At 64.8% G+C, this 20121-nt stretch carries 20 protein-coding genes, 1 tRNA gene and 1 riboswitch; of the genes, 10 read left to right on the top strand and 11 right to left on the bottom strand.

Annotated elements, in window-relative coordinates; genetic code table 11:
* Positions 1 to 96: 96 nt before the first annotated feature.
* Genes ACIQXM_RS09880 through ACIQXM_RS09870 form a run of 3 tightly spaced genes read right to left on the bottom strand, consistent with a single transcriptional unit; the run spans position 97 to position 3156 of the window.
* Positions 97 to 951 carry an energy-coupling factor transporter transmembrane component T family protein gene (locus tag ACIQXM_RS09880; RefSeq protein WP_400930901.1) on the bottom strand — a complete coding sequence of 285 codons (855 nt, stop codon included), beginning with the start codon at positions 949 to 951 and terminating at the stop codon, positions 97 to 99.
* On the bottom strand, positions 948 to 2528 hold the full coding sequence (locus ACIQXM_RS09875; protein WP_400930899.1) for an ABC transporter ATP-binding protein: 1581 nt from the start codon (positions 2526 to 2528) through the stop codon (positions 948 to 950). Before ACIQXM_RS09875 ends, ACIQXM_RS09880 begins: the two co-directional genes overlap by 4 nt.
* Complete coding sequence (locus ACIQXM_RS09870; protein WP_400930897.1) at positions 2515 to 3156, bottom strand: ECF transporter S component; 642 nt, start codon at positions 3154 to 3156, stop codon at positions 2515 to 2517. Before ACIQXM_RS09870 ends, ACIQXM_RS09875 begins: the two co-directional genes overlap by 14 nt.
* 58 nt (positions 3157 to 3214) lie before the next feature.
* Positions 3215 to 3354, bottom strand: a riboswitch (TPP riboswitch).
* A gap of 89 nt (positions 3355 to 3443) precedes the next feature.
* Here ACIQXM_RS09870 and ACIQXM_RS09865 point away from each other — a divergent pair.
* Positions 3444 to 3707: a DUF4235 domain-containing protein gene (locus ACIQXM_RS09865; RefSeq protein WP_400930895.1), complete on the top strand. Its 264-nt coding sequence runs from the start codon at positions 3444 to 3446 to the stop codon at positions 3705 to 3707.
* Positions 3708 to 3733: 26 nt separating this feature from the next.
* Here ACIQXM_RS09865 and mnhG read toward each other — a convergent pair whose 3' ends face one another.
* From mnhG to ACIQXM_RS09835, 6 genes are read right to left on the bottom strand one after another with little or no spacing between them, the layout of a single operon-like run.
* Positions 3734 to 4267 carry a monovalent cation/H(+) antiporter subunit G gene (mnhG, locus tag ACIQXM_RS09860; RefSeq protein WP_400930893.1) on the bottom strand — a complete coding sequence of 178 codons (534 nt, stop codon included), beginning with the start codon at positions 4265 to 4267 and terminating at the stop codon, positions 3734 to 3736.
* Positions 4268 to 4270: 3 nt separating this feature from the next.
* Positions 4271 to 4531 (bottom strand): monovalent cation/H+ antiporter complex subunit F, encoded by a 261-nt coding sequence (locus tag ACIQXM_RS09855; protein WP_400930891.1) that lies wholly within the window; start codon positions 4529 to 4531, stop codon positions 4271 to 4273.
* Positions 4528 to 5154, bottom strand: a complete 627-nt coding sequence (locus ACIQXM_RS09850; protein WP_400930889.1) for a Na+/H+ antiporter subunit E — start codon at positions 5152 to 5154, stop codon at positions 4528 to 4530. The genes ACIQXM_RS09855 and ACIQXM_RS09850 overlap by 4 nt, the downstream gene beginning before the upstream one ends.
* Positions 5151 to 6761: a Na+/H+ antiporter subunit D gene (locus tag ACIQXM_RS09845; RefSeq protein WP_400930887.1), complete on the bottom strand. Its 1611-nt coding sequence runs from the start codon at positions 6759 to 6761 to the stop codon at positions 5151 to 5153. The genes ACIQXM_RS09850 and ACIQXM_RS09845 overlap by 4 nt, the downstream gene beginning before the upstream one ends.
* Positions 6758 to 7246 carry a Na(+)/H(+) antiporter subunit C gene (locus ACIQXM_RS09840; protein ID WP_400930885.1) on the bottom strand — a complete coding sequence of 163 codons (489 nt, stop codon included), beginning with the start codon at positions 7244 to 7246 and terminating at the stop codon, positions 6758 to 6760. The genes ACIQXM_RS09845 and ACIQXM_RS09840 overlap by 4 nt, the downstream gene beginning before the upstream one ends.
* Positions 7243 to 10248, bottom strand: a complete 3006-nt coding sequence (locus ACIQXM_RS09835) for a Na+/H+ antiporter subunit A (protein ID WP_400930883.1) — start codon at positions 10246 to 10248, stop codon at positions 7243 to 7245. Before ACIQXM_RS09835 ends, ACIQXM_RS09840 begins: the two co-directional genes overlap by 4 nt.
* A 265-nt stretch (positions 10249 to 10513) precedes the next feature.
* On the opposite strand from ACIQXM_RS09835, the gene ACIQXM_RS09830 reads away from it, so the two are divergent.
* A complete protein-coding gene (locus tag ACIQXM_RS09830; protein ID WP_400930881.1) occupies positions 10514 to 11884 on the top strand; it encodes an MFS transporter in 1371 nt (456 codons plus the stop codon).
* Here ACIQXM_RS09830 and dcd read toward each other — a convergent pair.
* Positions 11881 to 12456: a dCTP deaminase gene (gene dcd, locus ACIQXM_RS09825; protein WP_400930879.1), complete on the bottom strand. Its 576-nt coding sequence runs from the start codon at positions 12454 to 12456 to the stop codon at positions 11881 to 11883. The genes ACIQXM_RS09830 and dcd overlap by 4 nt on opposite strands.
* A gap of 45 nt (positions 12457 to 12501) precedes the next feature.
* Positions 12502 to 13356, bottom strand: a complete 855-nt coding sequence (gene kynA / locus ACIQXM_RS09820) for a tryptophan 2,3-dioxygenase (RefSeq protein WP_400930877.1) — start codon at positions 13354 to 13356, stop codon at positions 12502 to 12504.
* Positions 13357 to 13478: 122 nt separating this feature from the next.
* Here kynA and ACIQXM_RS09815 point away from each other — a divergent pair, with 122 nt between their 5' ends.
* The 8 genes from ACIQXM_RS09815 to ACIQXM_RS09780 all read left to right on the top strand — a co-directional run bounded on the left by ACIQXM_RS09815 (position 13479) and on the right by ACIQXM_RS09780 (position 20099).
* A complete protein-coding gene (locus ACIQXM_RS09815) occupies positions 13479 to 14015 on the top strand; it encodes an SseB family protein (RefSeq protein ID WP_400930875.1) in 537 nt (178 codons plus the stop codon).
* 101 nt (positions 14016 to 14116) lie between these two features.
* A complete protein-coding gene (locus tag ACIQXM_RS09810) occupies positions 14117 to 15196 on the top strand; it encodes a M4 family metallopeptidase (RefSeq protein ID WP_400930873.1) in 1080 nt (359 codons plus the stop codon).
* 8 nt (positions 15197 to 15204) lie between these two features.
* The gene (locus tag ACIQXM_RS09805; RefSeq protein WP_400930871.1) at positions 15205 to 15450 is read left to right on the top strand and encodes a protealysin inhibitor emfourin; all 246 of its coding nucleotides are present in this window, start codon (positions 15205 to 15207) and stop codon (positions 15448 to 15450) included.
* Between the two features lie 163 nt (positions 15451 to 15613).
* A tRNA-Gly gene (locus ACIQXM_RS09800) sits at positions 15614 to 15687 on the top strand.
* Positions 15688 to 15886: 199 nt separating this feature from the next.
* On the top strand, positions 15887 to 16813 hold the full coding sequence (locus ACIQXM_RS09795) for an AEC family transporter (protein ID WP_400930870.1): 927 nt from the start codon (positions 15887 to 15889) through the stop codon (positions 16811 to 16813).
* A gap of 165 nt (positions 16814 to 16978) precedes the next feature.
* A complete protein-coding gene (locus tag ACIQXM_RS09790) occupies positions 16979 to 18298 on the top strand; it encodes an extracellular solute-binding protein (protein WP_400930869.1) in 1320 nt (439 codons plus the stop codon).
* A complete protein-coding gene (locus ACIQXM_RS09785) occupies positions 18295 to 19257 on the top strand; it encodes a carbohydrate ABC transporter permease (RefSeq protein ID WP_400930867.1) in 963 nt (320 codons plus the stop codon). Before ACIQXM_RS09790 ends, ACIQXM_RS09785 begins: the two co-directional genes overlap by 4 nt.
* Positions 19257 to 20099 (top strand): carbohydrate ABC transporter permease, encoded by an 843-nt coding sequence (locus ACIQXM_RS09780; protein WP_400930865.1) that lies wholly within the window; start codon positions 19257 to 19259, stop codon positions 20097 to 20099. The genes ACIQXM_RS09785 and ACIQXM_RS09780 overlap by 1 nt, the downstream gene beginning before the upstream one ends.
* Positions 20100 to 20121 lie beyond the last annotated feature (22 nt).

Genomic DNA, 20121 nt, shown 5'->3' with positions numbered 1-20121 from the left:
TGCCTGGCTTCATCACTACAATCATCATCGACCCCATACCGGGATCGAGGGCCTCTCACCTATCGAACGCGTTCACAACGTCCGTGAGAGTTACACCTAGCTGAGGATGAAGTTGAAACTTCCGGCTGCAACCGCAGCCGTCAGGGCCCCGGCTGCCAGCACCAACCCGTAGAGCGTGACCCAGGCATCCACACCGGTGAACACAGAGGTCCGGGCCCAGGTCCTGCCGCCGCTGCCAAAGCCGCGGGCTTCCATGGCCGAGGCCAGGCGGGTGGCGCGGCGCACGGCCTGGACCAACAGGGCGACCGCCTGGCCGAAGAAGGAGCGGACGCGTGTCAGGAGGCCGGAATCGGCTCCCACACCGCGTGCATGCCGGGCCATGCCCAGGGACTGCCATTCCGAGACCAGCAGTCCCACCAGCCGCATGCCGGCAAGTGCCCCGAGCACGAACCGGTGCGGCAGGTGCAGTTTTTGCGCCAGGGCGTCGGCCAGATCGGTGGGGTCGGTGGAAGCGAGCAGATAGATCCCGGGCAGCGCGATTGCCAGGCCCCGCAGCCCGATCGCAATGCCGGCGGCCACCGAATCGGAGGTGAAGAGGACGGGACCGGCATCCAACAGCACCGTGCCGGTCTTTTCCGCCAGCAGGGCAGTGCCCCAGGCGCCCACCAGCGCGCCGATGAGCAGCGGCCAGATGCGTTTGAGCAGGGTGAGCGGCGCGATCCGCAGCAGCGGAAGCAGGAGAAGTTCCCCGGCCAGGATGATGGTTGAACTGACCCAGTCAACGCTGACCAGCACGGCAAGCGTCACCGCCAGGGCGGCAGCCAGCTTGGACAGCGGGTTGGCTCGTTCCAGCAGTGTTCCGGCGGGACGGCTGGAGGGATTGCGCAGGTCCGCATGTGCCTCGATGGAAAGTGTTCCTGTTTCCGGCGCACCTGTTTCCGAAGCCCTCATGGGAGCATCCCCCTTCCCGCGCGTGTCCTTCCTGCCCGGCCCTGCTCCGCGGTTGCTGCGGTGCCGTCCTGCACGTGCAGCACGTCTCCGCCCAGCGCGGCCAGGAAATCGGCGTCGTGAGTTACCGAAACCACCGAGCGGCCCTCGGCCAGCAGGGCGCGGAGCAGATTCACGAGTTCAGCCCAGGTATTGGCGTCCTGTCCGAAGGTGGGCTCGTCAAGGAGCAGGATGTCCGGTTCAGTGGCGATCATGGTGGCCACTGAAAGACGGCGCTTTTCGCCGCCCGAAAGCGTGAACGGATTGGCGTCCAGCAGCGCGGTGAGCCGCAGCCGGCCGGCCAGGGATTCTACGATGTCCTCCGTCGCGGCTTCCGGCATTCCGGCGCGGCGGGGCCCGAATGCCAGTTCACCGCGGACGGTCCCGGTCAGGAACTGATGTTCGGGTTCCTGGAAAACGGTTCCGATCCGGGTCACCAGCTCAGTGGATTTCCAACGTCCCGGGTCCGCTCCGGCGGAACCGGAAAGCGCCGGTGTTGCGTGCAGGGTGCCGGAAACGGGTTTCAACAACCCGCCCAGCGTGAGGGCCAGCGTGGATTTGCCCGCCCCGTTGGGGCCGGTGATTCCCAGCGATGTCCCGGCGCGCAGCATCAGGTCCACGCCTGCCACCACGGCAGGGGCGCGTTTGCTGCGCCCGGCTCCGAGGCCGCGGGCTTCCAGCAGCGCTGCCCCCGGTTCCTGCGGACGCGGAGCGCTCACGGCGGGCGCTGATCCCGGAAGCCAGACCCCGGCAGCGGACAACCGCTCCCGGTGGCCGGGATCTGCCAGCACCTGTGACGGCGGACCGTCGGCGAGTATTCCGCCGTCGGCCGCCAAAACCACCACCCGGTCCACAACGTCCGCCCACACCGCTACCCGGTGTTCCACCACAATCAGCGTTGCACCGGTGCGCGCCAGCACCCGTTCGACGGCGGCACGGACTTCCGTCACCCCGTCCGGATCGAGGTTGGCTGTGGGCTCATCGAGCAGCAGCAGGCCCGGCTGCATGGCCAGCACTCCGGCCAGGGCCAGGCGCTGCTTCTGCCCGCCGGAGAGGGCGGCAGTGGAATGGTGCAGCGGTACCCGCAGTCCGACGTCGTCCAGGCTTGTCCGCACCCGCTGCCAAATCTCCTGCGGCGGCACCCGGAGATTTTCCGCGCCGAAGGCAACTTCGTCCCCCACCCGGGAGAGCACCAGCTGGGACTCGGGATCCTGCAGCACCAGTCCGGCCCGGCCGCGGGCCTGCAGCGGCGCAACCCCGTCCAGGGTGAGGCTGCCCTGTTCCTCTCCCGCCGCGTCCGGTCCGGAGCCCTCGCCGAGTACACCGGCCAGGGCATGCAGCAACGTGGACTTCCCGGCGCCGGAGGCTCCGAGCAGGAGCACCTTTTCGCCCGGTTCAATGTCCAGGGTCAATCCCGAGATCGCGGGGGTGCTGCGTCCGGCATGCCGCCACCCGTAGTCGCGTGCCCGCACGGTCACGGGGGACGGCACGGGGGACGGCAGGGCGGACACCGGGGACGAAGATGGGTTACGACCGGGCATTGGAGCCCGCGTCAGCTGCCCGTCCCGAAGCGAACGGAGCCAGGACACCGGTCCGCGCCAGCGCCCGGGCGGCAAGCCAGGACAACACCCCGGCCAGGACAGCGCCGGAGACAGCCGCGAAGAGCACGTAGAGCGCCTGCCACTGCAGCGCCCATTCAGGACGGTAGAGGATGTTCTCGCTGACCCCCAGGAACACTCCGGACACCAGGCCGGCCAGCATTGCCACGGGCAGGGTGTACCGGACATACAGGAAAGCGAGGAATACCAGCTCCGCGCCCAGCCCCTGGACGAATCCGGACAACAGCACCGAAAGGCCAAACTGGGTTCCCAGCACGCCTGACACCGCAGCGGCGAGAACCTCGCAATAGATGGCGGCTCCGGGCTTGCGGATGATTAAAGCACCGAGGACCCCGGCGATCAGCCAGCCGCCGGAGTACAGGCCACCGAGCGGCGGAAAGGCCAGGAACACAACTTCCACGCCGTTGTAGGCCAAGGACCAGGCCCAGAAAATGACGCCGACGGCCACAGCGAGCACGGAGGCCACCACAATGTCGACCACGCGCCACGGACGCCGCCACGGTGAATTCTGCCGGCGGGAAGATGATGCCGGGGACATATTCTGCTGCATGAAAAAACCTCCTGAGGAACAGGAGGGGAGGGACTGCCCACGACGGATTGCCGTGAGATCCCGTGAGATCTCGACTCCCTAGCGCCGGTACTAACCGGATCAGGTTCGAGGGTCTGCGGTTGTCCGCACTCTCAGCGCCTTGGTCTTCCCGCATCGTGCCGAGGCACGGGCGGGGAGGGCGCTCCCCTGTCGTATGTTTTGCGTTCCCCACTCTACACACGGGCAAACCATTTTGGGCGGCCCGGCGGGTAGGGTTAGGGAAACGGCCCCCACAACTAGGAGCATCCATGAACCTGATCCTGAAACTGCTTGGTACCGGCGCAAGCATTGGCGCGGGCATTCTGTCCGCGAAAATCCTGGACTTCGTCTGGACCAAGGTGACAGGCAACGAACCGCCCCGGGACAAGGACGGCGTGCTGGACGTCAACCTCCGTACCGCGGTGATCTTCGCCGTCGTATCCGGCGCGGTCAGCCAGGCTATCCGTGTCCTGACCAACCGCGGCACGCAGCGCGCCATCCAGCGTTACCAGAAGACGCCGGACGTCGTCTAGGGAGCACCAACTTCACCACAGGGCGCTCAGCCCTCGGGATTTCCTCCCGGGCGGCGGGCGCCCTGTGCTGTATCCGGGCCTAGTCCGGCAGCCGACTGGACGTCATCATCCAGCGAGCTTTCCCCGGCCGGTGCCCCGGGATCATCATCCACCAGCGGGTCTTCCCCGGCTCCGTCGTCCTCGGTACTGTCCGTCCTGGCCTGGATCAGCAGTTCCTGGGCACGGCCCACAACGTCATCCAGCTCGTCGATGCTGAGCAGCTCCGGGCGCAGGTGCTTGGTGCGGTAGCCGGCCCGGCCGACCATGTGCGCGGAGACCGGCGCGGTGAGGATCATGAACAGCCAGCACACCGCCAGCACCGGCAGCAGCGACCAGCTCTCGAACTGCACGGCCATGGCCAGCAGGAACAGCAGCAGGCCCAGCACCTGCGGTTTGGAGGCCGCATGCATGCGGCTCATCAGGTCCGGAAACCGCATCAGTCCGATGGCGGCGGCAAGGGACATCAGCGCCCCGCCCGTCATCAGGATTCCCACGATCAAATCATTCAGTTCCTGGCTCACGGGCTACCTCCGGTCCGTAACAAAGCGGGCAACGGTGACGGAGCCGATGAAGCCAATCAGGGAGATCGAGACCAGCAGCGCCAGGTAATCCAGGTTGCGCTCCACGATCATCTCCGTGGCCAGCGCCGCTCCCACAATCGTCAAGAGCACGTCCGCTGCCAGTACCCGGTCAAGGATGGAAGGCCCCCGGGCAATCCGGAAAATGGCGCCGGCAGCCGCGAGGGACAGCATGACGGCCACGAGGACCAGAAAAATGCTCATCATGAGTTTGCTCCCTTTGTCGACTCGGCCTGTCCGGCACGGAGTGCATTGTCCCGACGGGCCAAGGCCTTTTCCGCTTTCAGCACCTCAAGATCCTCGCGGGTTCCAATGGAACGGATCAGCCACGACTCGGTGTCCCGCACATCCTTGCGGACCTTGTCTGCCTGCTCAGGAGTGGAGACATTCAGGCAGTGCAGGTACAGGGTGGAGGTGGACCGGTCCACCTCCACCACCAGCGATCCGGGGATCAGGGAGAGCGCGTGTCCGGTGGCGGTGACCAACAGATCCGAATGGCTGCGCAGCTTCACGCCGACCACGGCATTCTTGATCTTCGGGCCCTTGGCAACGGCCAGCCACAGCACTTCAAAGCTGGCGTGGACCAGCTTGTAGAAGAACCGGACGGCGAAGCCCAGGGCGTAGAGCGGGTTGAAGCGTCCGCTCAGGTCGACTGGCGGAAGATAGAAAATATTCGCCACCACAAAAGCGATGACAGCGCCGAAGATCAGGTTGCCGGCGCTGAAGTCCTGCCAGAGGGCTCCCCAGAGGAAGACCAGCCAGATCAGCAGCGGGATTTCCTTGAGCAGCGGTACGCGCGGCCGGTTGCGCATCTGGGCTCTGCGGGTCATTGTCCGGCCCCCTCTCCCAGTACGGCTTCAATGTAGGGCGTTCGGTCCAGCAGATCCTGGGCGGCGTTGTCGCTCAGCGAGAACAGCGGCCCGGCCAGGACAGTCAGTGCGACGCCGAGGGCCACCAGTCCCACCGTGGGATAAACCATGGTGCGCGGCAGCAGGTCCACTGCTTCGCGGCCGGAGAATTTTCCGGTGGACTTCTCGTTCACCTCGCCGGAGTGCCGCAGCGATGACCCGTCCGCGCCGGTGGCCAGCAGGATCGGGTCCGGATGGACAGCGTCCTCCGGTGTGCGCCAGAAGGCACGGTTCCAGACCCGCGCCATCACCAGCAGCGTCAGGAGGCTGGTGACCACGCTGGCCGCTATCAGGACGTAGGCCAGCGGGGTTCCCAGATCCGCACCGGCTTCCAGAAGGCCCAGCTTGCCCAGGAAACCCGAGAACGGCGGGATTCCGCCGAGGTTGATGGCGGGGATGAAGTAGAGCACGGCCAGCAGCGGGGACAGCTTCGCCAGCCCGCCCAGCCGGTCCATGTTCGCGGTACCCCCGCGGCGCTCGATCAGCCCGGTGACAAGGAACAGCGAGGTCTGGATCGTAATGTGGTGGACCACGTAGAACACTGCGGAACCAATGCCGATCACAGTGCCGACCGCCAGGCCAAACACCATGTATCCAATGTGGCTGACGAGGGTGAAGGACAGCATTCGTTTGATGTCAGTCTGCGCCAGGGCGCCGAGGATACCCACCACCATGGTCAGGCCGGCCACCACCATCAACAGCGTGTTGATCCGGTCGCCCGGGAAAAGCAGCGTCTCGGTGCGGACCATGGCGTAAACACCCACCTTGGTCAGCAGGCCGGCAAACACTGCCGTGACCGGCGCCGGAGCCGTGGGATAGGAGTCCGGAAGCCAGAAGGACAGCGGGAATACAGCCGCCTTGATGCCGAACGCCACCAGCAGCATGAGGTGGAGCATCAGCTGGGTTCCGGGATCCAGGTCGCCGAGCTTCAGCGCCAGGTCGGCCATGTTCACCGTGCCGGTGGCCGCGTAGATCATGGCAATCGTGATCAGGAACAGCAGCGAAGACACCACGCTGACCACCGTGTAGGTGATACCGGCCCGGATCCGCGGGGTGGTTCCGCCCAGGGTCATCAGCACGTAGCTTGCCGTGAGCAGGATTTCGAAGCCCACGTACAGGTTGAACAGGTCCCCGGCCAGGAAGGCGTTGGATACGCCGGCCACCAGGATCAGATAGGTCGGATGGAAGATCGAGATCGGGCCGTCTTCATCGCCGTCGGTCATGCCCTGGCCGGCAGCGTAGATCAGGACCGCCAGGCTCACGGCGGAGGACACCACCAGCATCAGGGCGGAGAACTGGTCCACCACCATGGTGATGCCCACCGGCGGAAGCCAGCCGCCCAGGTCCACGGCCTGCGCTCCGCTGTCCCAGACGGACAGTAGCAGGATCACTTCAAGAATCAGCGTGACTGACAGGATGCTGATGCTGATGGTGCGCTGGGCGCGGGTGTGCCGGATCAGGATGAAGGCCAGCGCCGCGCCGAGGAACGGCAGGACCACCGCCAGCGGGGCAAAACTTATCGTATTCATTCCTTAGCCTCCGGAGTGGTGGTCTGACCGGTGGCGCGCAGGGACCCGGGCGCCTCCTCAGCCTCTTCGGGCGGAGTGAATTCGGTGGTGTCCTCGGGGACGTCGGCGTCGTCTTCCGCGTCGAAGCTGCTCTGGCTGGCCACGCGGCGGTCTTCGATGTCGTCCTGGACCTCGTCCTGCCGGCTCAGCACCCAGGAGCGGTAGATGATGCCCAGCATGAAGGCCGTCACGGAGAAGGAGATGACAATGGAGGTCAGAATGAACGCCTGCGGCAGCGGATCGTTGTAGTCCTCCGCCGGGATGTCCGCGCTGAACAGCGGGGCCAGCCCCTGGAATCCGCCGGTGGAGAGCAGCAGGATGTTCGTGGCGTTGGTAAGCATGGTCAAACCCAGCACCACGCGGGTCAGGCTGCGTTCCAGGAGCAGGTAGATGCCGCAGGCGTACAGCGCTCCCATGATGATCATGAAGGTGATGTTGACGCTCATCGGGCTACCTCCTCCTCTCGGCTGGCAATGTCCGGTTCGGGCTCAATCAGGTCCTCGTCATCGGAGGACCCGCCTTCGCTGCGTTCGTCGATCTCCGATCCCAAGCTGCGCAGGACGTCCAGGACCAGTCCAACCACCACCATGTAGACACCAATGTCGAAGATTGTGGAGGTCACAAACTTGACCTCGCCGAAGATCGGCCAGGTGAACTTGATGATCGCGCTCTGCAGGATCTGGCCGCCGAAGAACAGCGGAGCGGCAGCGGAGAGGCTGGCCAGGCCCAGACCGCCGCCCAGGAGCAGGCCGGCGCTGACCGGGCTGGCTTCGGCCAGTTCAAACCGGCCGCCGGCAAGGTAGCGGATGGTCAGGGCAAGTCCGGCCATGAGCCCGCCGGCGAAACCGCCGCCGGGGATGTTGTGCCCGGCCAGCAGCAGGTAGATGGAGAACAGGATCACGGAGTGGAACAGCAGGCGCGTGATCACTTCAAAGATGATGGAGCGGCGTTCCGGTGCCAGGGTCCGTCCGGCCACCAGCCACGCGTCACGGCTGACACTGGAGAACTTGCGGGCCAGCGCCAGGGTTGCTTCCTGGCGGCCGGAGGAGGCGAAGTGTTCGCGTCCCCGGTCCACGGAGCCGGTGGCAATACCCTCGGCACGGCGGCGCTTGTCTCCGCGTCCGCGGACAAAGATCAGGGATGCCACACCCGTGGCGGCCATGGCCAGCACCGAGATTTCTCCGAAGGTGTCCCAGGCGCGGATGTCCACCAGCGTGACGTTGACAATGTTGGCACCGCCCCCGCCCTCATAGGCGAGATCCGGGAAGAGCAGGGAGATGGGATCCGCAACCCGGGAGGCCATGGCGGTCATGGCGATGATCACCATGGTGGCCCCGAAGGCGATTCCCAGCAGGGCGCGCAGCAGCCGGTGCCCGGCGGGCTCGCGTTTCCACAGCCGCGCCGGCAGCGAACGCAGTGCCAGCACGAAGGCCACCAGGACAATGGTTTCCACCAGCATCTGTGTCAGGGCCAGGTCCGGCGCGCCCTGCAGGGCAAAGATCAGGGCGATTCCGTAGCCGGTGACGCTCACCATCAGCACGGCCAGGAAGCGTTTGTTGGCCCGGGCCGCCGCGACGGCGCCGAGGATGATGCCCACGCCGATCACAGGCTGCAGCGGAGAATCAAACCAGTGGAACTGCTCCGGCAGCGGGGCTCCGCGCCACACCAGGGCGGACAGCGGCGTCACTACCGCCACCAGGAGGATGACAAAGAGGTAGAACATCAGGGAACCGCGCTGCGTTCGGCCGGTGACCCACACTGCTACGTCGTCCAGCACGCCAATAATCTGCCGGTAGGAACGCTCGGCATCCAGCGGGGCGGTGAACCGTGCCTGGGTTTTTTCCACCCGCACGCGCTGCCAGAACAGCAGGACTCCGGCGCCGATGGTGATAACTGTCAGCAGCAGCGCCGCCGTAAAGCCGTGCCACAGCGCCAGGTGCGTGGGGTCGCCGTCGGCCGGGTACAGGTTGGCGTAGGAGGCAATGGCGGCGTCGAGCGGGTGCGGCCACAGCCCAAAGATTACGGTCACCACGGCCAGCACGGCGGGGGCCGCAATGAAGGCGCCGGGAACCCGCTTGAAGGGGGTGGGCTGACAGCCGGGCTTGACGGCGAAACCTCCCCACACGAAACGGGCAGAGTAGGCAAAGGTGAGGATGGAACCAATGACGACGCCGGCCAGCAGCACGGCTGCGCCCGCGGTTCCCTGGTGCTCGGTGAAGTGGACAAAGGTCTCGTAGACCGATTCCTTGGCCACGAAACCCAGGAGCGGCGGTACCCCGGCCATGGAGGCGGCACCGATCAGGGCCACCGCAAAGAGCTGGGGCGAGGAACGGAAGATTCCGGACAGCTTACGGATGTCGCGGGTTCCCGCCTGGTGGTCCACAATGCCCACCACAAGGAACAGCGTTGCCTTGAAGAAGCCGTGGGCCAGCAGCAGTCCCAGCCCGGCCACCGCAGCTTCGCGGTTGCCCAGGCCTACCACGAGGGTCAGGAAGCCGAGCTGGCTGACGGTTCCGTAGGCAAGAATGAGCTTCAGGTCGTACTGGCGCAGGGCACGCCATCCGCCCAGCAGCATGGTGGAGAGCCCCAGGATCAGGACGACGGCGTGCCAGTAGGTTGAGTCGGAAAAGCCCGGTGCCAGCCGCGCAATGAGGTAGATACCGGCTTTGACCATGGCTGCGGCGTGCAGATAGGCGCTGACGGGGGTGGGTGCGGCCATGGCTGCGGGCAGCCAGAAATGGAACGGCAGCAGCGCGGACTTGGAGACCGCGCCAACGAGCATCAGCACAATGGCCACGTCCACTATGGCGCCGCGCTCCAGCAGCTGCGGAGCCATGGCCAAAATCTCGGAAAGCCGGAAGGTACCGGCGGCGTCTCCCAAAAGCACCATGCCCACGAGCATGGCCAGTCCGCCGAAGGTGGTGACAATCAGCGCCTGCAGGGCGGCCCGCCGGGCCGAAAGGCGGTGGGCCGAGTACCCGATCAGCAGGTAGGACAGGACGGTGGTGATTTCCCAGAAGATGAACAGCAGGATCAGGTCATCTGCCGTCACAAGGCCGAACATCGCGGCCGCGAAGGCCAGCAGCTGGGAACCGAAGGCCCCCATTTGGGTGTCTCCGGGGCGGAAATACCGCGCACAGTAGAACAGCACCAGCGAGCCGACGCCGAGGATAAGGATGGACAGAACCGCGGACAGCGTGTCCATCCGGAACGCGAGCTCAACTTTGAGGTCGGGAATCCAGGGGATCACTACGGACGGCGGGGCGTTGGGAGCGCCCGAGGCTACCATTTGGCTGGCTGCTGTGTAGCGGTGGAACGTGGCCAGCAGCCAAACAAAGGCGGCAGCGGGGACGGCAGCCAGGACGTAGAACGCCGACCGGCCGATCCTGCGGAACAATAAGGGCGCCACCAATGCCACCGTAAACAAAACGGTGAGCACAATCAGCACTAGGTCTCCCGAGCTTTATTGACAGTCTTCCAGCGGTAAATACAGCTGTAGTTATCAAGGTGGTGGTCAGAGGGCGTACATCTATTCTACCCATGGCATACACCTCTGAAATTTCGTTCACCCCTAGTCAGGCGTCCCGAATCGGCCGTCGGACTGCCGGCGGAGGGCCAACTTGCGGCCGATCACCCGGCAGCAGGCGGGTCCGACGGACATGCCGAAGCATCGAAAAAGACAATGTGACTCGTGACACCTATAGCATTCGGCTATGGTCTCCAACACTCGATTGACCGGCCCGGCTTCCGCCGCTGCCGCACCACGCATCCGCATTCGTCAGGTCTTGGCGTGGGCGTCCTGGGACTGGGGTACTGCCGCGTTCAACGCCGTGATGACCACCTTTGTCTTCACGGTCTACCTCACCTCGGACAGTTTCGGTGGCGAAGCCTACGCTTCATCCGTGCTGGGGTACGGCATTGCGCTGGCGGGAGTGGCAGTTGCGGTGCTGGCACCCGTCATGGGCCAGCGCTCGGATGCCGGCGGCCGGCGCCGGACCTGGCTGGGCATCAACACGGCCTTGGTGTGCCTGGTCAGCGCCCTGTGCTTCTTCGTTTTTCCGCGGCCGGAGTTCCTGCTGCTGGGTGTGGCGCTGATCGCGCTGGGCAACGTCTTCAGCGAATTCGCCGGCGTGAACTACAACGCCATGCTGTCCCAGGTTTCGACGCCGGCAACAGTTGGCCGGGTGAGCGGGTTTGGCTGGGGGATGGGTTATGTCGGCGGGATCGCTGCCCTCGCTGTGGTGTTGGTGGGATTCATCAACCCCGAGACCGGGTGGTTCGGCGTGACGGGTGCGGACGGACTCAACATCCGCGCCGTAGCCGTCTTTTCCGCCGTCTGGCTGGCCGTTTTTGCACTGCCCGTCATGTTCGCCGTTCCGGAAGTGCCCCGCCAGGACCGTGCCGCCGGCATCGGTTTTCTCGCCTCTTACAGCCTGCTTTTCCGCCGCATCAAGGCCATCTACAAAACCAGCCCGCACACTATTTGGTTCCTGCTGGCCAGCGCCGTATTCCGCGACGGGCTGGCCGCAGTCTTCACGTTCGGCGGGGTCATCGCGGGCGGAACGTTCGGCTGGTCCCTCTCCGAAATCATCATCTTTGCCATTTTCGGCAACGTGGTTGCAGCGGTCGGCGCCATAGCGGGCGGATTCCTCGATGACCGGGCCGGGCCCAAGAACGTCATCATCTTCTCGCTGGTCGGCCTGCTGATCTCCGGCGGAGTGATTGCGCTGTTCGGCGCCGAGCCGCAGGCCATGCTCGGACTGCAGTGGAGCGGGGACACGACGTTCTGGATCTTCGGGCTCCTGCTGTGCCTCTTTGTCGGTCCTGCGCAGGCATCCTCCCGCGCATTCCTGGCCAGGCTGGCCCCGGCAGGCGAGGAAGCGGAACTCTTCGGGCTCTATGCCACAACAGGACGTGCCGTTAGTTTCCTGGCACCCAGCCTGTTCGCCGCATTCATTACGATCTTCGGTGCCCAGCGGTACGGCATCCTCGGCATCCTCGCGGTGCTGCTGGCGGGACTGCTGGTACTGCTGCCGGTCCGCTCCCCCGGCCGCGCGCCGCGCGCCGTGGTCCCGGAGGTTTAGACCGAGGTGCGGTGGAAGTTCAGGTGGCTGCGCGACGCCGTCGGCCCGCGCTGACCCTGGTAGCGGTTGCCGTACTGCCCTGAACCATAGGCATATTCCGCCGGCGACGTGAGGCGGAAGAAGCACAGCTGGCCGATCTTGGAACCGGGCCACAGCTTGATCGGCAGTGTTGCCATGTTGGAGAGCTCAAGGGTGACATGCCCCGAAAAGCCCGGGTCGATGAAGCCTGCAGTGGAGTGCGTCAGCAGCCCGAGCCGTCCCAGCGAAGACTTGCCTTCAAGCCGGGCGGCGATGTCATCGGGGAGGGTGACCGTTTCGTAGGTGGAGCCCAGGACAAATTCGCCCGGGTGGAGGATAAACGGCTCGTCCGGGTCCACTTCCACGAGCCGGGTCAGCTCCGGCTGGTCCACCGAGGGATCAATGTGCGCGTACTTGTGGTTGTCGAAGAGCCGGAAGAACCGATCGATGCGCACGTCCACACTGGAGGGCTGGACCATCGAGGGATCATAGGGATCGAGGACGATCCGCTTGTCGTCAATTTCGGTTCGGATGTCGCGGTCAGAAATCAGCACCCTCTAAAAATAGCGCATGACGGCGGGGCTCTTTTCCGGCGCCGATCAGCGGCCGATCTCCGTCCTGACCGCATAAAGCTCAGGGAAAAAGGTCAGTTCAAGTGCCCGCTGCAGGAATGAGGCACCGGAGGATCCGCCCGTTCCCCGCTTGAATCCAATGGTCCGCTCTACGGTCTTGAGGTGGCGGAAGCGCCACAGCTGGAAGTTGTCTTCCAGATCCACCAGCTCTTCACAGGCCTCGTAGATGTCCCAGTTCTCCGCCGCGTTCTCATAAACGTGTTGGTAAACACGCATCAGGGCTTCGTTGGGCACGTGCGCCTGGCTCACGTCCCGCTCCAGCAGTTCTTCAGGCACCGCGAATCCGCGCCGGTGCAGGAGGAAAATGAACTCGTCATAGATGCTGCTCTGTTCCAGCAGCTCGGTAAGCAGTGCCTGTGCGGCCGGGTCCGCGGCGAAGACCTTCAGCATTGCCGCATTCTTGTTGCCCAGCAGAAACTCCACGGCGCGGTACTGGTAGGACTGGAAACCGCTGGATGCTCCCAGGTCCCCGCGGAACTCCGCATATTCCGACGGCGTCAGGGTGGCCAGCACGGACCACTGCTCGGTCAGCGAGCGCTGGATGTGCTTGATGCGGGCAATGCCCTTCATCGCCCCGCGCAGATCATCAGCGGCCAGCTTGCTCCGCACGGCCCGCAACTCGTGCAGGACCAGCTTCAGCCACAGCTCGGAGGTCTGGTGCTGAATGATGAAAAGCATCTCATCGTGGTGCTCCGGGCTGCTCACCGGATGCTGGGCGGACAGCAGCTCATCCAGTGCCAGATAGGAGCCGTAGCTCATTTTGTCGGTGAAGTCCCGCTCAATGCCTGGCTCCAGGCTGCGGGTGTTCCTGCTGATGCTCATCGGGTGCTCCATGCTGCTGGGATGGTCGGCCAGCTCCTACGGTAGCTTGTTCCACCCCCGGTCCCCTGTGCCAGACTTTGAGGCTGGAACTGTGGCCGAAACCAATACTCAAGGAGATACCCGTGGCTGAAAACATGGCAGAGAATACGGACAACACAGACGGCGGCGCCTCCGGGCAGGAAGCCGGCCTGCCCGGCTCGGCGCAGTACTCGGACCCCGCAGGCGCAGCTGCACTGGAAGAAGCCATCACCGCAGGCCAGGAAGGCCGCATCAGCAGCCAGGAACTGGTTGCCCGCATCTGCGAATCGGAGCTCCTGAGCGTGGGCCGGCTTCTGGACGAAGCGGATCCCGCCTCCTTCCAGGCCCTGGTCCTGAAATCTCCGGAAAGCGACTCGGCCGTGGCCGCCACCTTCACCAGCGCCGAGCGGGTGCCGCAGCAGATCCGCGAAAAGGCGCCGGTTATGGTCAAGGCCGGCGGAGAGGCAACGCTGCGGAGCATCGCCGAGGGCTACGGTCTGGCCATCAATCCCGGCAGCAGCGTGGGGCTGGAAATGGGTCCCGAAGGCGTAGCGGCCATTGTTGCCGCCTACGACCAGGCGGCAGCCAACCAGGCGGCAGCCAACCAAGCAGCCGGCAACGACCGGCCGCAGGAGCAGTAACGTCCTGTTCGGCCCTCCTCCCTTGCGCTGTCAGAGGAGGGCCCTAGGCTGGGGCCATTGGTGCAGCAACCCGACCATGGAACACCCTGGAACGGGACACCATGAATCCCGGTACCCGGACCTCGGAGGACAGCATGACCTGCTCAATCGTTCCCCCTTACCTTTTGTCCCGCATTGTTGAGCAGCAGCAGACGGACGGCTTCGGCCGGGCCGCGGAAGCAGCCCGGCGGGCCCTTGCTGAGATCCCTCCGGTCCGGCAGGCCAGAGCCTCTGCCCGGCAGGCTCCGCCGCCGCAGCGGGGCACTGCGGTGGCACCCTCCCTTCGGCGGCAGGTTTCCGACGCCAAGCAGAGCGAGACGCTGCCGGGTGTCCTGGTCCGTTCCGAAGGGGATGAACCCACCCGGGATGAAGCAGCGGACGAAGCCTATGAGGGCCTCGGTGCTGCCCACGCCCTCTTCCGCGACGCATATGGCCGCCCGTCCCTCGACGGCGCCGGTTCAGCGCTGGCGGCCACCGTCCATTACGGCCGCGACTATGACAACGCGTTCTGGAACGGTGAGCGCATGGTCTGCGGCGACGGCGACGGCGAGGTTTTCCTGCGGTTCACCAAGTCCCTGACGGTGATTGGGCATGAACTTACGCACGGATTGATCCAGTACACGGCCCGGTTGGATTATCAGGGGCAGGCCGGGGCGCTCAACGAGTCCGTTTCGGATGTCTTCGGCGTCCTGGTGGAACAAAAGCTCCTGCATCAGGAGGCGGCCAGTGCCAGCTGGCTGGTGGGTGCGGGCCTGTTCACTGACCGGGTGTCAGGCTCTGCGCTGCGCTCCCTCAAGGCTCCCGGCACGGCGTACGACGACGACGTGCTCGGCAAGGATCCGCAGCCGGCCACCATGGCCGGATACGTGGAGACTGCGGCAGACAACGGTGGAGTCCACCTCAACTCGGGCATCCCCAACCACGCCTTCTATCTGGCGGCCGCCACCCTGGGCAACTTTGCATGGGAACGGGCCGGGCAAATCTGGTACGACGCCCTTACTGAGCAAAACCTTCCGGCGGACTGCACGTTCACCCGGTTCGCCGCTGCTACGCTTTCCGCTGCCGACAACCGCTACGGATCTGCAGGTGAGGAGTACGGTGCGGTGTCCGATGCCTGGGAAGCAGTGGGCGTTCTGCCGTGAGGATAGTGGTGGTCCGTACCGGAGGCTTCGGCGGACTGACCCGGGTCTGGAGCACCCAGGTCAGCACCGAGGAGGCCGAGCGCGAGTGGCTGCCCCTGCTGCAGGAGGTTCCCCCGGAAAAGCCCGCCGGTGCGGACCGGTTCATCTACGAGATTACGGTGGGCCCGGCCGCCGTCACCCTGCCCGAGCACTGTGTGCAGGGCAAATGGCGTGACTTGGTGGAACGCGCCCGGGAGGGCGGCGAGCAGGAGTGAGGCCCTGGAGATATCCGTTCTTCCGACGATCCCCGGCCTCTATCCTGCTCCCGGTCATCTTTCCCCCGGGTCACTGCCGCCAAACATGCCCAAGATACCGTCGAATTCGGTGCGGCCCGGGTTCCATGTAAAGTAGTTTTTTGTGCCGGAGGACTTCGGCGCTGCGGGCGTAGCTCAATGGTAGAGCGCTAGCTTCCCAAGCTTGATACGCGGGTTCGATTCCCGTCGCCCGCTCCACGGTGAAAGACCCCCGGAATCAGTGTGATTCCGGGGGTCTTTTACGTTGCGTGAGGGGCCTGAAGCGGAGGCTATACTTGCCCCGATGATCCGCTCCGCGTCCCGGCCCGCAGATGCCGCACCCCCAGTCCTCCGCCGTGCTGCTCCGGTTCCCGCTACGCAACGGCTGTCCCGCGCCGCAGACAGCTGGTAGAAGCCGTTGCTGGGGGTACTGACCGGATTCGCAGTTGTCTGGATCATCATTTTGGTGGGCTACCTGATCGGGCGGCTGGACGCCCTGGGATCCAATGCGCAAAATGTCCTGAGCAGGCTCGCCTTCTTCGTGGCCTCTCCCGCCCTGCTGCTGGTCACCCTCAGCGACGCGGACCTGCACACCGTCTTTTCCCTGCCGCTGCTCGTTGCCGCGGCCAGTGCCTTCGGGACAGCACTTCTTTTTGTCCTGTGCACCCGCTGGTGGCTGCGCCGCCCGCTGCCCGAAGCGCTGATCTCCGCGATGTCCTCATCGCTGGTCAACGGTGCCAACCTCGGCCTGCCGATTGCGGTCTATGTCCTGGGCGACGCCGCGTATATTGCGCCGGTCCTGATTTTCCAAATGGCATTCTTCACCCCGCTCTTCCTGATGCTCATGGACTCGGCCACGAGCGGCCGGCGGACCTCGCTGCTAACCTTCCTCGCCCAGATCGTGCGCAATCCCATCATCATCGGCACTCTGATCGGACTGCTCCTGGCCGCCACCGACACTGAGCTTCCCGTCATTATCCGGGAGCCCGTAAGCCTCATCGGCGGAGCCGCCGTCCCGGCCATGCTGCTGGCCTTCGGCATCTCGCTGGTGGGCTCGCGGCCGTTGACGCGCGACGGCGGGCGCCGCACCGACGTCGTTCTGGCCACCGTCTTCAAGCTCGGACTGCAGCCGCTCCTCGCCTACGCGCTGGCCCGGTTTGGGCTGGGCATGGACGGGCACCTGCTGTTCGCCGTCGTGGTCACCGCGGCCCTCCCCACAGCCCAGAATGTCTTTGTTGCTGCCAGCCGCTACGGGGAAGGCGTCCTCGTAGCGAAGGACACCGTCCTGATCACCACCATCATGTCGCTGCCCGTGCTTGTGCTCATTGCCGCCCTCCTGACCTGACATTTCACTGCAGACACCCCCCTTCCGCAGTGGCGGAATTCACACCTAGGGCATAGTGTCTTTTGGAAGGCTGCTTAGCGTGCAGTCCCGCGGAAGCAATGGGGCCCCGTCGCCTGATCCGGGCCCCGACATCCGCGCCTACGACGAGGTGGAGGCACTACACCGATGCCAACGGACGCAATACATTACGGCCGGCCCGGCAAGAGGGCACGGACAGCGGCAGGGTTAGCCCTCGCCGTCGGCGCCACACTGCTGAGCGGCTGCGCTTCCTCGGAAGGTCCGCCCGTCCTCACGTGGTACATCAACCCCGACGACGGCGGGCAGGCGGCCATCGCGAAGATCTGCTCCGACCAGGCAGACGGGGCCTACACAATTGAGACTTCGCTGCTGCCCAGCGACGCGGGAGCCCAGCGGGAACAGCTCGCACGGCGCCTCGCTGCCGGAGACGACACCATGGACATCATGAGCCTGGACCCGCCGTTTGTTCCTGAACTCGCCGAACCCGGCTATCTCGCACCGGTGCCGGATGACGTCGCGGAGCGCACCACCCGGGACGTCGTTGAAGGCGCAGTGACCGGGGCCAAGTGGAAAGACAAGGTGGTGGTCGTTCCGTTCTGGGCCAACACCCAGATCCTCTGGTACCGGAAATCCGTAGCCGCAGCGGCGGGCCTGGACATGACCCAGCCCGTCACCTGGCAGCAACTTATCGACGCAGCGCAAAGCCAGGGAAAGTACCTGGGCGTCCAGGGCGCACGTGCGGAGTCCATGACGGTTTGGGTCAACGCCCTCATCGAATCCGCCGGCGGCACCATTGTGGAAAACCCCGATGCCCCTGCAGACGAAATCAAGCTGGGCCTCGATTCGGGGGCCGGCACGCAAGCGGCGGAAATCATTTCCACGATCGGCAAGGCAGGCCTGGGCGGCCCCGGGTTGCCCACCCAAACCGAGAACACCTCCATGATCCAGTTCCAGGGCGACCAGGGGTCCTTCATGGTCAACTATCCCTTTGTCTGGCCGGCCACCAACGCCGCGGTGGAAGCCGGAACGCTGCCCGCCGACCTGATCGACGACATCGGATGGACCCTGTACCCGCAGGTCAACGCGGGCGTGGAAACTGCTCCGCCGCTGGGCGGTATTGATCTTGGTGTCGGCTCCGAGAGCAAGCACCAGGACCTTTCCTACCAGGCTATTGAGTGCATAGTCAGCCCGGACAACCAGTCCCTGTACTTCACGACCAACGGCAATCCGCCGGCAAAGACGGCGGCGTACGACGCGCCCGGCGTGTCGGAAACGTTCCCGATGGCGGACACCATCCGTGAATCCCTGGAGCTGGCCAAGCCCCGCCCGCAAACCCCGTATTACAACGAGGTTTCAACCGGCATCCAGCAGACATGGACCCCGCCAAGCGCGGTTAATCCGGACACCACGCCGGCGACCAGCGCCGAGTTCATTCTTCAGGTCCTGAAAGGGGAGAAGCTGCTGTGAGTACTTCCGTAGAAGCTCAGCGGGGAGCACCGCCCGCGCCGAAGCCGGCCAAGCCCCGCCTGAGTGACCGCGCCCGGTCGGAGCGGCGGCTCGGGCTGCTGCTGGCGGGCCCGGCCTTCGTCATCATGCTGGCGGTCACCGCCTATCCGATTCTCCTGGCTCTCTGGGACTCGCTGTTCAAGTACCGCCTGACCGCTCCGGCGGACCGGGAGTTCATCGGCCTTGGCAACTACTCCGTCATCCTGACCGACAGCGTCTTCTGGCGGGATCTGGGAGTAACGCTCCTGATCACGGTCATCACCGTTGCCGTTGAACTTGTCCTGGGCTTTGCCCTGGCCCTGGTGATGAACAGTGCCCTGAAAGCGGTCCGCGGCTGGCTTCGCACCGCCATTCTGGTCCCTTACGGCATCATCACGGTGGTGTCGGCATTTGCCTGGTTCTACGCCTTTGACATCAATTCCGGGTACATCAACCACTGGTTCGACTGGGTGCCGGGCATCAGCCCGGACCTGAACTGGTTTGCCGACGGACCCACCGCGCTGTTCGTCATCATCGCGTCCGAAATCTGGAAGACCACGCCTTTCATTTCCCTTCTGCTGCTGGCCGGCCTGGCCCAGGTTCCCGGGGAACTGACGGAAGCAGCCGAGGTGGACGGAGCCACCTGGTGGCAGCGGATGGCCCGGGTGATTCTCCCGAACATGAAGGCCGCCATCATGGTTGCAGTCCTGTTCAGGGCGCTGGACGCCTTCCGGATTTTCGACAACGTCTACATCATGACCAACGGCGCCTACGGGACGGAAGTCCTGTCCCTGCTGGCGTACCGCACCTCGATTTCCCGCCTGGAGATCGGCATGGGCTCCGCCATCTCGGTACTGCTGTTCCTGTGCGTCATCATCATTTGTTTCATTGCCATCAAACTGTTCAAGGTGGACCTCACCGGTGCACGAGGGGGTAACTAATGAAAGCCTCACCCGTCCGTCGGAGACTTGTCTGGACCATCATCTCGATCGTCGTGATCGTCTACGCACTGTTTCCTGTGGCTTCCATTTTGGCCACGTCGTTCAAGATCCCCAGCGACCTCACCTCGGGAACCTTTCTTCCCAACACCTGGTCCTGGAGCAACTACGAGGAAATCCTGGTGGGCGACGCCCAGGACCTCTTCCTCTCGGCGCTGCGCAACTCGATCGGAATTTCCCTGATTGCGACCTTCGTTGCCGTGGTCCTGGCGACGCTGTGTGCCTACGCGATTGCACGGCTGGATTTCCCGGGAAAAAAGCTGATCCTGACCACCGCACTCGGTGTCTCGATTTTCCCGGTCATTTCCATCGTGACCCCGTTGTTCAACCTCTGGCGCACCATCGGTTTGTATGACACCTGGCTCGGCCTGATCATCCCCTACCTGTCGCTGACGCTGCCAATCTCCATTTGGACCCTGTCCGCGTTCTTCCGGCAGATCCCCTGGGAACTGGAACAGGCGGCCCAGGTGGACGGGGCCACCACCTGGCAGGCCTTCCGCAAGGCGATAGTCCCGCTGGCCGCACCCGGAGTTTTCACCACGGCAATCATTGCGTTCTTCATTGCCTGGAACGACTTCGTGTACGGCATTTCGCTGACCTCCACCGATGCGGCCAGGCCGGTTCCCGCGGCCTTGGCGTTCTTTACCGGCGCCTCCCAGTTCGAAGAGCCGACGGGCGCCATCTCGGCGGCCGCAATCATTGTCACCATTCCCGTTGTCATACTGGTGCTGGCGTTCCAGCGCCAGATCGTCTCCGGTCTAACCCAGGGCGCAGTCAAGGGCTAGTTCCTTTCGTCCGGTCGAAGAA

This window comes from Arthrobacter sp. NPDC097144 (assembly GCF_044762205.1).
In the GTDB taxonomy this organism is placed as follows: domain Bacteria; phylum Actinomycetota; class Actinomycetes; order Actinomycetales; family Micrococcaceae; genus Arthrobacter_B.
Note: the sequence above shows the minus strand (reverse complement) of the source record. Positions and strands in the feature narration are given on the sequence as shown.

Bases quoted from the DNA above. Each gene is read 5' to 3' on its own strand.
- ACIQXM_RS09870 (WP_400930897.1), bottom strand. From the start codon at position 3,156: ATGCAGCAGAATATGTCCCCGGCATCATCTTCCCGCCGGCAGAATTCA.
- ACIQXM_RS09790 (WP_400930869.1), top strand. From the start codon at position 16,979: ATGCCAACGGACGCAATACATTACGGCCGGCCCGGCAAGAGGGCACGG.
- ACIQXM_RS09850 (WP_400930889.1), bottom strand. From the start codon at position 5,154: ATGACCCGCAGAGCCCAGATGCGCAACCGGCCGCGCGTACCGCTGCTC.
- ACIQXM_RS09855 (WP_400930891.1), bottom strand. From the start codon at position 4,531: ATGATGAGCATTTTTCTGGTCCTCGTGGCCGTCATGCTGTCCCTCGCG.
- ACIQXM_RS09780 (WP_400930865.1), top strand. From the start codon at position 19,257: ATGAAAGCCTCACCCGTCCGTCGGAGACTTGTCTGGACCATCATCTCG.
- ACIQXM_RS09880 (WP_400930901.1), bottom strand. From the start codon at position 951: ATGAGGGCTTCGGAAACAGGTGCGCCGGAAACAGGAACACTTTCCATC.
- ACIQXM_RS09830 (WP_400930881.1), top strand. From the start codon at position 10,514: ATGGTCTCCAACACTCGATTGACCGGCCCGGCTTCCGCCGCTGCCGCA.
- kynA (WP_400930877.1), bottom strand. From the start codon at position 13,356: ATGAGCATCAGCAGGAACACCCGCAGCCTGGAGCCAGGCATTGAGCGG.
- ACIQXM_RS09810 (WP_400930873.1), top strand. From the start codon at position 14,117: ATGAATCCCGGTACCCGGACCTCGGAGGACAGCATGACCTGCTCAATC.
- ACIQXM_RS09840 (WP_400930885.1), bottom strand. From the start codon at position 7,246: ATGAGCGTCAACATCACCTTCATGATCATCATGGGAGCGCTGTACGCC.
- ACIQXM_RS09845 (WP_400930887.1), bottom strand. From the start codon at position 6,761: ATGAATACGATAAGTTTTGCCCCGCTGGCGGTGGTCCTGCCGTTCCTC.
- ACIQXM_RS09875 (WP_400930899.1), bottom strand. From the start codon at position 2,528: ATGCCCGGTCGTAACCCATCTTCGTCCCCGGTGTCCGCCCTGCCGTCC.
- ACIQXM_RS09865 (WP_400930895.1), top strand. From the start codon at position 3,444: ATGAACCTGATCCTGAAACTGCTTGGTACCGGCGCAAGCATTGGCGCG.